Annotated in this window: 13 protein-coding genes and 1 pseudogene; 3 read left to right on the forward strand and 11 right to left on the reverse strand. The window is 67.9% G+C overall.

Annotated elements, in window-relative coordinates; genetic code table 11:
* Position 1: 1 nt before the first annotated feature.
* From ADBZ6K_RS23715 to ADBZ6K_RS23750, 8 genes and pseudogenes are all read right to left on the reverse strand, one after another.
* Positions 2–511, reverse strand: a complete 510-nt coding sequence (locus ADBZ6K_RS23715) for a hypothetical protein (protein WP_205634923.1) — start codon at positions 509–511, stop codon at positions 2–4.
* Between the two features lie 6 nt (positions 512–517).
* Positions 518–787, reverse strand: coding sequence for a hypothetical protein (locus ADBZ6K_RS23720; RefSeq protein WP_526351303.1), 270 nt, complete (start codon positions 785–787; stop codon positions 518–520).
* Between the two features lies 1 nt (position 788).
* Positions 789–1,184 (reverse strand): hypothetical protein, encoded by a 396-nt coding sequence (locus ADBZ6K_RS23725; protein ID WP_526351305.1) that lies wholly within the window; start codon positions 1,182–1,184, stop codon positions 789–791.
* Positions 1,185–1,195: 11 nt separating this feature from the next.
* Complete coding sequence (locus ADBZ6K_RS23730) at positions 1,196–2,311, reverse strand: hypothetical protein (protein ID WP_526351307.1); 1,116 nt, start codon at positions 2,309–2,311, stop codon at positions 1,196–1,198.
* A gap of 49 nt (positions 2,312–2,360) precedes the next feature.
* Positions 2,361–3,182, reverse strand: coding sequence for a hypothetical protein (locus ADBZ6K_RS23735; protein ID WP_526351309.1), 822 nt, complete (start codon positions 3,180–3,182; stop codon positions 2,361–2,363).
* 59 nt (positions 3,183–3,241) lie between these two features.
* The gene (locus ADBZ6K_RS23740; RefSeq protein ID WP_526351311.1) at positions 3,242–3,964 is read right to left on the reverse strand and encodes a helix-turn-helix transcriptional regulator; all 723 of its coding nucleotides are present in this window, start codon (positions 3,962–3,964) and stop codon (positions 3,242–3,244) included.
* Positions 3,965–4,234: 270 nt separating this feature from the next.
* Positions 4,235–4,481: pseudogene (locus ADBZ6K_RS23745) on the reverse strand (IS3 family transposase); the annotation flags it as partial.
* Positions 4,451–4,594, reverse strand: coding sequence for a hypothetical protein (locus ADBZ6K_RS23750; RefSeq protein ID WP_526351347.1), 144 nt, complete (start codon positions 4,592–4,594; stop codon positions 4,451–4,453). The pseudogene ADBZ6K_RS23745 and the gene ADBZ6K_RS23750, both read right to left, overlap by 31 nt.
* Positions 4,595–4,640: 46 nt before the next feature.
* Between ADBZ6K_RS23750 and ADBZ6K_RS23755 the strand changes: the two genes are divergently transcribed.
* The gene (locus ADBZ6K_RS23755; RefSeq protein WP_526351313.1) at positions 4,641–5,264 is read left to right on the forward strand and encodes a dihydrofolate reductase family protein; all 624 of its coding nucleotides are present in this window, start codon (positions 4,641–4,643) and stop codon (positions 5,262–5,264) included.
* Positions 5,265–6,021: 757 nt separating this feature from the next.
* On the opposite strand, the gene ADBZ6K_RS23760 is transcribed toward ADBZ6K_RS23755, so the two are convergent.
* Positions 6,022–6,693, reverse strand: coding sequence for a TetR/AcrR family transcriptional regulator (locus ADBZ6K_RS23760; RefSeq protein WP_526351315.1), 672 nt, complete (start codon positions 6,691–6,693; stop codon positions 6,022–6,024).
* Between the two features lie 106 nt (positions 6,694–6,799).
* On the opposite strand from ADBZ6K_RS23760, the gene ADBZ6K_RS23765 reads away from it, so the two are divergent.
* Complete coding sequence (locus ADBZ6K_RS23765; protein WP_526351317.1) at positions 6,800–7,732, forward strand: SDR family oxidoreductase; 933 nt, start codon at positions 6,800–6,802, stop codon at positions 7,730–7,732.
* A 40-nt stretch (positions 7,733–7,772) separates the two neighbouring features.
* Here ADBZ6K_RS23765 and ADBZ6K_RS23770 read toward each other — a convergent pair whose 3' ends face one another.
* Together ADBZ6K_RS23770 and ADBZ6K_RS23775 are read right to left on the reverse strand one after the other, a co-directional pair.
* Complete coding sequence (locus ADBZ6K_RS23770; RefSeq protein ID WP_526351319.1) at positions 7,773–8,219, reverse strand: FHA domain-containing protein; 447 nt, start codon at positions 8,217–8,219, stop codon at positions 7,773–7,775.
* A gap of 165 nt (positions 8,220–8,384) precedes the next feature.
* Entirely contained in the window at positions 8,385–10,604 is a 2,220-nt protein-coding gene (locus ADBZ6K_RS23775) for a 6-phosphofructokinase (RefSeq protein WP_526351321.1), read from the reverse strand.
* A gap of 489 nt (positions 10,605–11,093) precedes the next feature.
* On the opposite strand from ADBZ6K_RS23775, the gene ADBZ6K_RS23780 reads away from it, so the two are divergent.
* Positions 11,094–12,737, forward strand: coding sequence for a serine/threonine-protein kinase (locus ADBZ6K_RS23780; RefSeq protein ID WP_526351341.1), 1,644 nt, complete (start codon positions 11,094–11,096; stop codon positions 12,735–12,737).

A 12,737-nucleotide genomic window follows, 5' to 3' on the forward strand; every position in this document is an offset into this window, starting at 1 on the left:
CCTACGCGACCCGGGTCACCGGGTTGGGCGGCCCGGGCGTCGGCAGTGCGGCGGTGGCGATGGCGAGCGCGAGGTCCAGCGCCTCGCCCGCGAGATCCATGATGGCGCTGCGGGAGACGTGCACGAGCTGCATGCTGAGGTCCAGCGCTTCGCGCTTGCTGACCGAATGGGTGAACTTCAACTCGGTGATCTGCATATCGGTGGCCACCGCCATCCCGGACACCACAGGGATACCGGCGACGGCGAGCAACGGTGCCGCGGCCGCCGCGGCCCATCGGGTGGCCAGTGCCAGGTCCTCAAGGAAGTGCTTGTACAGCAAGCGTTCTGGGCCCGTCAGGGTGGCTTCTATCTGGATCGTCTTCGCGGTCGGCATGAGCGCCTGCGACCACTTGCTGCCGTAGACGCGCTCGATCTTGTACCCGTCGGTGAGCACCATCGACTGCACCGCGAACAACGGCACCGGGCCGATGAGGACGGGAAAGTTTTTCACCGACTGCGAGAAGACGCTCACCGGCGGTCACCCCCAGCTCTCCAGCTCCTGCTGGAGCTCGTCGAAGACCCGCTGGACGACGCCGCCGGCGGTCTGCTCGTCGAGTCCGACGACCTCGATCTGCACGGGGAACCAGTAATGCACTTCGGCCGGACCCTCGTCGGCGGCGAGATCGGTTGGCGTCAGGCGAGCTTCGGCGCCAGGCGCGGGCACCACGAGCTCGCCCTCGTGCACAAGGGCGAGGCCCGTGCGTTCGACGCGCTGGGCGGCGTCCAGGTCGACGTCGTCGGATTCCACGTCAGACCTCCACACCTACGTCCAGCGCGGTGACGTTGAAGTTCGCCTGCGGTACGCCGTCGACGACGACGTTGCTCGGCGCCGCGCTGGTGACGAAGCATCGGCGGAACTTGAGCGCTTTGAACGCCCAGTCGTCGCCCTCCTTGTCCACCACCGCGATGTCGAATTCCTTTCCAGTGAGGGCGAATTCGGTGAGGTCGGCGACTGCGGTGGCGATCGCGGGGATCGCCATGGTGAACGTGACGGTGAACGGTTGGCGGATGATCCCGACGTTGTCGGACTCGATGCTGTGCAGCACCGTGTGCGGCACGGTGAACGTCGGTGAGATGCTCGTGATCGGCGAGATCGTCTTGTCACCGAGTTTGACTTCGAGGCGGCTACCCCACGAATCGGCCATTGCTGGGCCTCCTATTCGAACTTGAGGGTGAGGGCGATGCGGTGGATCGCCCCGGCGTAGTCGACGGCGACGAGCACCTCGACGACGCGCTCGGACTGGGCGTTGTTGATCTGTTGGTCCTCGGCCGGGGTGCGCACCGGTTTGTCGAGCAGCGTCAGCACCGGGATGAAGATGGTGTAGCCCTCGATGACGCCCTGGCGGATCAGCGGTTCGAGCACCGCCTCGATCTGGCCGCCCAGGGTGCGCAAGCCGGACCGGGAGATGCGGACGTTGCCGATCGACCGGATGAGGCGGGCCTTGAGCAGGAACGTGACGTTGTCGATGGTGCGGACGATGTCGATGTACTTCTTGCCGCCGGGGTTGCCGGTGTAGCCCTCGCCGAGGTACACGGCTTGGCCGGGAATCAGCGGCGGGTCGACGAGCCAGTTCACGCCCTTGCCCGCCGGACCAGAGGTGAACGTCTCCGACCCGTTGAGCTCACCGATCTCCGCTGACGTGAAGGCGCCGCTCGACACGGCCACGGGTTTGAACAGCATCGATACGTGCGGTTCGTAGCCGGCGATGGTGCCCGCGACCGCGGCCGCGACGTCCTCGTCGGATTTGTGCGCGACGTAGACGAGTCGTTCGCTCGCCAGCGCGCCGGTCACGATGGTCGGATCGGTGGCGTCCTTGGCCAGCATGGCCACCCCGATGCGTTCGAGTCCGTCGCCGCCGGTGTTCGACACCGAAGTGACGTGGTCCGCGAGCGCCCGCACCGAACCGCCGGCCGCGCCCGACGTCGCGTCGAGCGGTTGGTCGGCGAGAGCGACTATCTGGATGTCTCGCGTTGCGAGCACCGCGAGACTGTCGTCCCAGTCCGGCGTCGTGGCGACCCGAACCCCGGTGACTTGCAACGGGCCCGGGGACTGGGCGAAGGCCAGCGCGATCGCGTCGCCGAGCGGGCCTGGCGCGCGGCGGCGGGCTTCGGCGGGGTCGGTGAACACGACCGGGTCGTCGACGACGAGCAGGTCGGGTGGGGCGGGGCTCGGTGGGGTGACCGGGCCGACGATGGCCACGTTGCCGTACGCACGCACGGCGGGCGCGAACAAGTCGGCGACCGGGTTCACCCGGACGTACCGGACGGTCATGGTGGATCCCTTCTCGAGTGGCGTGGCGGATACCGGGTCGGCGCGGCCGTCACGGTGGGTCGGCGGTCAGTGGGAGGACGCCGGCGGCGCCGAACAGCGCATCGACCGCGTCGTCGTCCAGATCGCCTGCGGCGGCCGGCGGTAGGACGACGGCCAGGGCGTAGGGGTGGAGGGCAGGACCGAAAACCGGGTCGGAGCGGCCAGGGTCGGCGGTCCGACCGGCGGCCCGCAGGCGCCGCGCTGCCTGCAGCCCGGCGGCCAGGTCACGCTCCTCGCGGACAGCCACCGCGACGTCGAGCGTCACAGAACTCGCGTTCGCCGGGTCCGTCGGGTCGAACGGCGGCAGCTGGCGCAGCCGGACCTCGGTGAGCAAGTACTCGGCGGACTCGCGCAGTTCCTCGACGGTGGAGATCCGCATCCGGGCAAGGAAGTCGTCCAGGTCCAGGAACCGGAAGCGGGACTGGAAGTCCGCGAGGCTGGTGATGTTCCCGATCGACGACGACACCGCGGACTCGATGCCGCCGGGATCCACCTCGGCGACGAGGTCGAGACGCAGCGTCGCGTACAAGTCGGCCCACACCTCGGTGCCTGACCGGGTGAACGTGCCGCGGACGTCGGCGAGTTGGAACGACGGCTGGTGCTGCTGCCAGTTGAGCTCGACGCGGTCGGTGACCGCCAGCGCACGCATCGGTGCAACGTTCGTCACGGTGGCACCGACGATCCGGTCGATGGTGACTCCCGCCGGGTCGAACACGGCGGCGACGAGGCGCTCCAGGTGCGGATAGGAAGTGGCTGGCGCGCCACGCAGCAGCGCACCGAGGGTGCCCGGGTCGTGCAGCCAAACCAGCGCCCGATCGATGAACGTCGCCATTGCCCCTCCTCCCGGTTTTCACTATCGGCGCGGCGGGGGCCGGGTGACCATGCGTAGAACTACGTAGCGGGGTGCCGGTCGGGCAGGAGGCCGAGCTGCTGCCCGCGGATCACCGCCGAGAGGCGGTCGTGCACTTCGAGTTTCTGGTACAGGTTCTCCAGGTGCTTGTGCACGGTGCGTTCGGAGACGGACATCCGGTGCGCGATCGAGCGGGCGATCAGCCCATCGCTGAGCAGCCGCAGAACCTCAACCTCCCGTTCCGTCACCGCGCTACACCGGCTCGGCGCGGACAGAATGGGGGCCTCGAGTCGCAGCACGGCACGCTCAACGACCGCGATCTGATGGAGCGTCGTGGCCATCTGTCGGGTCTCTTCGTCGCCGAATACGGTGTCCCGGCCGAGCACGAGAACGCTGCGGCATTCGTGGCCGTCCCGTGCAAGCGGCACCTCGATGAGGTACGGGCCGTCGAACCACTTGAGAGCTACCCGGCGGCATGGGCTCGCGGACCACCAGTCGGCCATCACGTCACCGGCCAGGTCCTGGGCGACGTCGGCGGCGGTCGCGTAGTCGACGCCCGCTGGCGTCGACCGCCACAGGCATAGCGACCAGCCGTGGTGCACGGGGTCCAGCACGGCGTGGGCGACGGCGCCGCATGCGAAGAGCGCGGCGGCAGTCTCGCAGAACCGTCGGCGTCCTCCGGACCCGTCCTCGACCGCGCTGAGGATGCTCATGACCGCCTCGAGCATCGCCGCCGAGAAGTCGGTTGGAAGGTTCCTCGCCATGAGACCGCTGGTGTAGAAGCGTTCTGCGGCGATCGGATCATCGCAAGTCAAGCAGCTGTGATCTAGGCTCGGATCAGGCACACTTGTCTCCCCCTGCCAGAATCGGCGTCGCAAGCGCCAAGCCGCGCGAACAGCCTTGACTATTGCCGCATGAGGAGATCGTCCTGGCCGCCGAGACCGATGGCTTGAGTAGTCCACTACTCGATCGCGGCGTTTCGGGCCATGTATCGAGGGCTCATCTCATCGGCCCGACAAGAACAAGAAGTATGCGCCGAGGCATTCGCGGTGTGCTCATCGATGAGCGACACGATCTTGATCGGCCGCCCGTCGGTGGTCACGTCGAACTGGAAGTCCACCGCTCACACCCGGTCTAGCGCCTCCGTCACTACAGTCGGTGGCGCGGTGGACGTATCGTGACGTTTGTGCTTGCGTCCTGCGGGACCCGTAGACCCTTCTCGCGCCAAAGTCATTGGATACTCCGGTTATTCACTTCCCAGCCTTCACCGCGGGCATCATGTTAGGCCGGGCCTGCGCGATCTGACGGGTGGTCAGACCACCGACAGCGCGCAACGTCAACGCGACCGCGGATGTTGAGGCGATGGCGGGTGCGATGAGTCTGCCTGCACCCATGGGTCTACCTTGCGACCGGAACTTCCGACACATCAGGGAGCAGGGCATGGGCCTCATCCACATCGAACTGTTCGCCACCCTCGACCTCGTCGGGCAGTCGCCCGGCGGCCCCGAGGAGGACCCGGTGGGGTTCCCGTTCGGCGGATGGCAGGCGCCCCTGCTGGACGAGGTCACCGGCGCGCAGGTCGGTGCCGCCTACGAGGGCACGGACGCCCTGCTGCTCGGCCGGCGCACCTACGACATCTTCGCCGCCTACTGGCCGCATCAGGAGGGCGGCGAGGACGGGTCGATCGCCACGCTCTTCAACTCCGTCCCGAAGTACGTCGCCTCGCGCGGCACGCCCGACCTCTCCTGGGCCGGGTCCACGCAACTCGGCCCGGATCTGGCGGTCGCAGTGCGCGAGATCCGTGACCGGCACGAGCACGTGAAGGTCGTAGGAAGCCTGAACCTGGTGCAGACACTCCTGCGCGAGAAGCTCTTCGACCGGCTCGACCTCTGGCTGCACCCGATCGTGCTCGGCGTCGGGAAGAAGGTGTTCGACGGTGGCGCGGTACCCACGAACGTCACTCTCCTCGAACCCCCGGTGGCCGGTGGAAAAGGCACCGTGTACCTGCGTTACGGTCTTGCCGATGGCACGCCAGGGACCGGCGACATGAGCGCGCGTTCCTGACCGCCGGTGGACACCGGCGCAAGCCTTCCCGCGGCGGAGACGACGGTTCGATTGCCACCCGGGCCCTTGCAGTGCTGAGCAATGAGTCGACGTTCACGGTTGGCGGAGAACAGATTTCGTCGGTGAACGGCTGAAGTGGCGCGGCGGCAGCCTGACGGAGGCGTTTGCGCGGTGAGATAGGACCGAGGCGGGCGCTGCGGGACGTGGGCGACGGCCGGGAAGCTGAGCTGAGCCGGTCTGGGGAGCCCTGACATGCACTCGACACTGCGGAAGTACGGACGCGGGGCGAGAAGCCGAACTGTAACCTTCATCACCCTCGTTCGGGGCGGTCGACGGGCGCCAACACGCCGATAGCCGCACCTCAGGGCGTCGAGATTGGTCGCATCGATCCATCCACCGCCGCTGGCGGGTGATCGCCGACGAATCACGGCGGCATGGAGGGCGGCGTGCGATGCGTTGGTCAGTTCACCGGGGTCACCATGGCGGAAGGAGTGGCCGATGGAGCCGACACCAGGGACGAAGACAACCCAACGCCGATCGGTGTCGACGTGCCGCCGTTGCGGTGCCGAACGGCCCTCGTGGCTGGGTACGCCGCACAAATGTGTGGGCGACGCGAACCTCGCATGGCTTGACTATCACCAGATGAATGCCCACACCGCATTGGCGTGGCGGCGGGGGGTTCTGGAGAGAGGGGAGCGAGCCAACGAAGACAGCACGGCCGGCGCCGAAACCCCTCTGGCAGGCTGAGCTTCGCCGATCACCGCGGGGACGCCAGCAGGCCGGTGAGCATGATCTGCAAGGATTCGCGCAGCGTGGTCGCGAATTCGACCCGGTAGCAAGCCAGTTCGGGGTGGTCCCGGTACACAGCGGCCAGGGCGGCGGGAGGGTTGGAGTGCGGCCACGCTGCGGTTGTCATCAGCGCCGCGAGCATGGTGAACCGCGTCGCGCCCTCGGTGCCGAGTTCGGGCAACTGTCGCCGCACGATGTCCATCAGGCGTTCGATGCCGGCGATGCTGGCGTGCTTGTGCTGCAGCACGGCCTCGCCGGAGATATTGCGCTCGAGCACCGCGGCCTGCTCGGACATCAGGTCGCACAGCACCGGGTGGCCCACCAGTGTCGTGACCAGGACGTCGACCAACTGCTGCGAGCGTACGGTCGCAGGCGATGAGGGATCGGCGACGGCGTCCAGCGCCAGTGCCACCTGGTCGATCCAGGCGTTCATCTGCGAACTGAGCAGTTCGAGCAGCACCGCTTCCCTGGATTCGAAGTAGCGCAGCACGTTCGACTTCGCCATGTCCGCGCGTCGACTCAGTTCGTTGAGCGAGATCTGCGATACCGACATCTCGCCGAGCATGGCCGCGGCGGCATCCAGGATGGCCCGTCGACGGACTTCGCGCTGTTGCGGACTGTGCGCCCGGCGGAACGTCATGCCGGAAGTATTGCAGACCATCGGTCTCTTGCCTAGTGACCGATGGTCTGTTAGCGTCGTCGGCATTGGAGACCAACGGTCTCTAACTGATCCGAAGGAGTATCTCGTGTACCAGGTCCCCAACCAGTCCGGCCGCCGAATCATCGTCACCGGCTCCAACAGCGGCACCGGGAAGGAGGCGGCCAAGCGGCTGGCCGGCGCCGGCGCGCACGTCGTCATGGCGGTGCGCAACCTCGACAAGGCCGCCGCCGCCCGCGAGGAGATCCTGCGTGATGTGCCCGACGCGGTACTGGAACTGCGCCGCCTCGACCTCGCCGACCTGGCGTCGGTCCATCGCTTCGCCGACGAGCTGATCGCCGACGGACAGCCGGTGCACGCACTGGTCAACAACGCCGGCGTCATGACCCCACCGCGGCGACACACCACTGCCGACGGGTTTGAGCTGCAGTTCGGAAGCAACTTCCTCGGCCCGTTCGCGCTGACCAACCGGCTGCTCCCGGTCCTGCTGAGCGCCCCGGCGCCGCGGGTGGTGACGATGTCCAGCGGCGCAGCCAATTTCGGCCGCATCCACTTCGACGATCTGCAGTTCACCGCGCGTTACCGCGCCGTGCCAGCCTATGCCCAGTCCAAACTCGCCGACTTGCTGATGGGTGCGCATCTGGCCGCCGTGGCGACTGCCCGCGGGTGGAACCTGTTGAGCACGATCGCCCACCCCGGATACACCCGCACCAATCTCCAGACGGCCGGCCCCAACCTCGGTGGCGACAGGTCCCCGTTGTTGTACCGGGCACTCATGGCCGTGTCGCCGTCACAGGGACCCGAGCAGGGCACCGAACCGCTGCTGTTCGCCACCGCCGACCCCGCCGCCGAACAGGGCGCGTACTACGGGCCGAACCGGTTCGCGCTCGTCGGTCCGACCGCCAAGGTGGCCTACCCGCGCAGCGCGCGCGGCATCGACCTGGCCGCCTCGCTGTGGAGTGTGGCCGAGGATCTGACCGGCACCTCATTGCCGGTGGGCGACCCGGTTACGACCCGGTAGTCAATCACGTTCTGGTGCAGAGGAATCGCGTTCAGTCCGGTCAGTCCGACGTGGGCCTGGTCAGGAACAGCAGACGGAACTTGCCAATCTGGATCTCGTCGCCGTGGGTGAGCGTCGCGGAGCCGATCGGTTCCTGATTGAGGTAGGTCTGGTTGAGGCTATCGAGGTCGACGAGCAGGAACTGTCCGTTCTCCAGCCGAAACTCGACGTGGCGGCGGCTGACGGTGGCGTCGTTGAGGAAGATGTCGCAGTCCGGGTGCCTGCCGGCAGAGGTGACGGGGCGGTTGAGCAGGAATTGAGCCCCCGCGATGGGGCCGCGGGTGACGAGCAGCCGGGCCTGGGGGCCGGGGCCTTGCGTGGGCAACGTGCGGGGTTCGACACCGTCGGCCGCCGGGGCGTCCAGCTCGCCGAAAAGGTGAGCGGGGTACGCGTAGGTGATGTCCCCAGCGCCCTCGTGTGGCGTCTGGCCGTTGTCGATGTGATTCACTTGCCGTCCTGAGCCGTGAGGCGCTGTTGCAGGGCGATGGTGTCCTGAAAGCTACCGCGCCGTCCCGCGCTCTGGAGTCACTTTGCGCCGAATGTACGGTTGTTGACGGACGCTCTCGCGAAACCCGTACAACAACCGTGCATTCGGCGTGTATCAGGTACTGGCCTACCCGCGCATGATCTTGGCCAGCACGCGGCGCTCCATCCATCGCTGCTCCAGCGGCCGCTGCACCTCCTCGTCGATGAGCTGCGGATACGACGTGAGGTCGGTGAACTGCAGTCGCCCGGACTGGAAGCCGATCATCGCGCTGGCCCGCCCCCCGGACTCGAGCTGGTTGGACAGGAACTCGATGCAGCGTGCGGTCAGCCTGGTCGCGTGGATCCGGTCGAAAGCCGTTGGGTCACCGCCCTCCTGGATGTGCCCGAGGATCGCCTGGCGGGCATCGAACAGGTCGCCGCCCTCCTTCTCGAACAGCGAGGTGATGAACCCGGTGGTGTAAACCGGGTCGGCGTTCTCGTTCCGGATAATCAGTCCCAGCCGCTTGCCGGAGCGGAATCCGTCTGCGAGGGAGTGCACATCGGCGGTCAGATCGTCGAGCGTGACCCCGTGCTCGGGCAGGTATATCCGTTCGGCCCCGGTGGCCAGGCCACTGAGCAGCGCCAGGTAGCCGCAGTCGCGGCCCATCACCTCGACCACGAAGACGCGCCTGGACGCGACGGCGGACTGCCGGATCTTGTCGACGTCGGACACGATGCTGTTGAGTGCCGTGTCGCTGCCGATGCTCATCTCCGTGCCCGGGACGTCGTTGTTGATCGTCATCGGCATGCAGACGATGGGGATGTCGAGGGCGGCGTACTGGTCCCGGTGCCGGTGCAGTTCGTAGGCGGCCTGATAGCCCGTCCACCCGCCGGCCATCAGCAGCCCATTGATCCGATGGGCGGCAATCTGTTTGGCGATCTGGGCGACCGCGGCACGCTTGGGGACGTACCGGTTGGAGCCGATCTCGGCGCCCCCGTCGGAGACCCAGCCGCTGACGTCCATCCAGCCCATCTCGTGGACGTCCCCATCGCGCAGCCCACGGAAGCCGTTCTTGACCGTCAGCACCGTGTAGCCGCGGTCGAGGCCGAGCCGAACCGCGGTGCGCACCGCGTTGTTCATCCCCGGCGACGGCCCGCCGCTGTGCATCACCGCGATCCGGAAGCGTCGCCTGCCTGCCGGCGTTGGCCGCGGCGCGGCCTGCTGCATGGTCCGCAGGATCTGGTAGGACTCGCGGAAGCTGCCGCCGCGCAACAGCATTGCTCCGTCGAAGTCCTTCGCCTTGATCCGCTCGGCCACGGCCTGGGTTTGCGCGACGCATTCCATCAGCGGTGAGCTGACCACCCTGTTGCCGTTCAATCCGATCAGCTGAGCCGGGGCGTCGGGTTCGTCGCTGAGCAGCCGTTCCACCGCGGCATGCCCGAGCAGCGTCGCGAGGTATCTGTCGAAGGCGCTGGGAGCGCCGCCGCGCTGCACGTGACCGAGGATCGTGATTCTGGTGTCCTCGCCCAGCTCCTCCTCGAGCAGGGACCGGATGCTGGTGGCCGAGATCGGATTGCCGCTTTGGTCGCACGCCCCCTCGGCGACGATGATGACGCTCTGCCTGCGCCCGATGGTCCGGCTCTCCGAGACGGCCTTGCACAGTTTCTGCGCCCAGTCGTCGGCGGGCGGATCCTCCGGGATGAACAACCAGTTTGCCGCGGTCGCAAGGGACGCCATCAGGGCCAGGTAACCGCAGTGCCGGCCCATCACCTCCACGACGAAGGTGCGCTGGTGGCTGGACGCGGTGCTGCGAAGGGCGTCCATCGCCTCGACGATGCGGTGCAGTGCGGTGTCCGCACCGATCGTCATGTCGGTGCCCGACATGTCGTTGTCGATCGATCCGACCAGCCCGACGATCCGCAGAAACGGATGACCGGCGGCCGCCGACGGCGAGATCTCTCCGGCCGCAGCCAGTTCCGCGAGCAGCTCGGGCCACTCCTGGCGAAACAGGTTGGCGCCGGTCAGGCTTCCGTCACCGCCGACCACCACCAGCGCGTCGATGCCGCGCTCGACCATGTGCTTCGCCGCGATCCGGCGTCCCTCCCTGGTGCGGAAATCCTTGGACCGGGCGGTGCCGATGGCCGTCCCGCCGCGGTGCAGGATGCCGTCCGCGTCCTGGGCTTCCATCCGCCGGATGAGGTCCCCGCCCTTGATCAGGCCAAGGTATCCCTCATGGATGGCGTGGACGTCGATGCCGTGATAGATGGCGGTGCGGATGACCGCCCGCACCGCGGCGTTCATTCCGGGGGCGTCGCCCCCGCTGGTGAGTACACCAATACTGGTTGGGGCGGACTGGGTCTCAGGCATGGCGCTGCCCGGCGTGCAGTGCAATTCTCAGGCGCATCGGGGGAGTCCTCATCGTCTTGGGTAGAGGTAGGGTACTGGCTCTGGTTGACCGGGAGGTTTCGTTTCCGTCTGCTGGGTCGATGGGGACGGCGACGAGGACGCCGGGTGGGACGGCGTGGGCGAGGACGGCGACGAGGACGGCAACTGGGACAGGATCAGCGACCCGACGCCGGCCGTCCACGACTCTCCTTATCCGCGCGCGGTGGTTTGCCGACACGCCCAAGCGCATTCCGCACCCCCGTCCACGGGTTGCGCGTGTGCCGAACCACACTCACGATGTCGCTACTGTGGAGCACCGAGCGGATGAAGCTCTGCTGCCTCGCCGATGCGGTCAGTGAGCGCTCCATCGCAAAACCGGGTCGCAACACCCGAAGGCTCGCAGCGGCCCATGACGGCCCGCACCGGCGCAAGGACGCGCCGATCGAGCAGATCGATCAGAAGGGATTGCCGATGTCCTCCCCGTACCGTGGCTCGCGTCTCGGTACCCGCTTCGGGCCATATGAAATGCGGTCGCTGATCGGCGTCGGCGGAATGGGTGAGGTGTACCGGGCCTACGACACGCTGCGGGACCGGATGGTCGCGGTGAAGGTCCTGCGCGCGGACCTGGCCGCCGACCCCGAATTCCAGGAACGGTTCCGCCGCGAGTCGCGGGTGGCCGCGCGGTTGCAGGAACCTCATGTCATCCCGGTGCACGACTTCGGAGACATCGACGGAGCCCTCTACATCGACATGCGCCTGGTCGAGGGCATCAACCTCAACGACGCCATCCGGGCCGGCGGCGGACTCGAACCCGCGCGAGCGGTTTCGATCATCGCTCAGGTTGCCTCGGCGCTGGACGCCGCCCACGCCGACGGGCTGGTGCACAGGGACATCAAGCCCGAGAACGTCCTGCTGACCCCCGACGACTTCGCCTACCTGGTGGATTTCGGCATCGCGCACACTGGCGGCGACCCCGGCGTGACGATGACCGGGCTGGTGATCGGGTCGTGCGCGTACATGGCGCCCGAACGGTTCGGCGGCGGGCCGGTAGGGCCCCAGGCCGATGTCTACTCGCTGGCGTGCCTGCTCTACGAGTCTGTGACCGGCAGGCCACCGTTCGAGAACGGTGATGTGCGTCAGATGATGAGCTCTCACATGTTCGCGCAGCCGCCGCGGCCCAGCATCACACGCCGGGGGATCAGCCCGTCCTTCGACGCAGTCATCGCCCGCGGTATGGCCAAACAACCCGCGGACCGGTTCGCCTCGGCCGGTGAGCTGGCCAGGGCGGCCGGTGCGGCGGCATCTGCGGCGGCGCCGGTTCCGCCCGCGACGGGCCCCGGCCAGCTGGCCCAAACCCGGCAGTTCACGGCGGTCTACCCCAACCCGGCCGCGACGGGATACACCCCATACCCGCCTGCCCCGCCGCAGCAGCGACCGCAGGAGCCACCGCAGGCACCGCAGCGGCGGCCGCGATTCAGCCCCGCCCAGGTGGGTCTGGTCGCGGTGACGGTGGTGCTGTTCGGGGTCGCCTCGGTGCTCGCCGCGATCCTGATCACCGGCAATTGGGACACGTCACCGGGCCGGCTCACCCCCGCGGCGCAGCCGCCGATGTCCGCCGCCACCGAAACCACCACCGGGACCACAGCGTCGACGACCGCGACCACGACCACAGAGACGACGACCACCCCAAGCCCGACGACGACGGCCACCACGACCACAAGCCCGACGACGACCACAAGCCCGACGACGACCACAACCTCCGCGTCGTCGACGTCCCCCACGGCACGCGCTGGTATGACCGGAGCCGACGCGCAGGGCTTCGTCGGACGCTCGGCGCGCTGCGACTCCGGAGACGCGCCCGCGGCGATGGTCAGGACCGCCCAGTCGCTGGCCGTGGTGTGCGAGTCGGGTCCCAACAGGTACTACTACCGTGGGGAACGCCTCAGCGACGGCGCCAGCATCGAACTGGGCAACGCCGTGCGTTCCGGTGGCGGGTTCGACGTCGTGAACTCCAATGACGGCACCCGCTACGAGGTGCGCCCGGACCGGCTGACCATTCTCAGCGATGGGCACGTGGATTCGTCGGAACCCGCACTGCAGTACGCATCGGAGTGA

The organism is Mycobacterium sp. (assembly GCF_044223235.1).
Taxonomy (GTDB): domain Bacteria; phylum Actinomycetota; class Actinomycetes; order Mycobacteriales; family Mycobacteriaceae; genus Mycobacterium.

Excerpts from the sequence above, each read along its gene's own strand:
- ADBZ6K_RS23725 (WP_526351305.1), bottom strand. The coding sequence starts at position 1,184 with ATGGCCGATTCGTGGGGTAGCCGCCTCGAAGTCAAACTCGGTGACAAG.
- ADBZ6K_RS23730 (WP_526351307.1), bottom strand. The coding sequence starts at position 2,311 with ATGACCGTCCGGTACGTCCGGGTGAACCCGGTCGCCGACTTGTTCGCG.
- ADBZ6K_RS23735 (WP_526351309.1), bottom strand. The coding sequence starts at position 3,182 with ATGGCGACGTTCATCGATCGGGCGCTGGTTTGGCTGCACGACCCGGGC.
- ADBZ6K_RS23740 (WP_526351311.1), bottom strand. The coding sequence starts at position 3,964 with ATGGCGAGGAACCTTCCAACCGACTTCTCGGCGGCGATGCTCGAGGCG.
- ADBZ6K_RS23750 (WP_526351347.1), bottom strand. The coding sequence starts at position 4,594 with ATGGGTGCAGGCAGACTCATCGCACCCGCCATCGCCTCAACATCCGCG.
- ADBZ6K_RS23755 (WP_526351313.1), top strand. The coding sequence starts at position 4,641 with ATGGGCCTCATCCACATCGAACTGTTCGCCACCCTCGACCTCGTCGGG.
- ADBZ6K_RS23760 (WP_526351315.1), bottom strand. The coding sequence starts at position 6,693 with ATGACGTTCCGCCGGGCGCACAGTCCGCAACAGCGCGAAGTCCGTCGA.
- ADBZ6K_RS23775 (WP_526351321.1), bottom strand. The coding sequence starts at position 10,604 with ATGCCTGAGACCCAGTCCGCCCCAACCAGTATTGGTGTACTCACCAGC.
- ADBZ6K_RS23780 (WP_526351341.1), top strand. The coding sequence starts at position 11,094 with ATGTCCTCCCCGTACCGTGGCTCGCGTCTCGGTACCCGCTTCGGGCCA.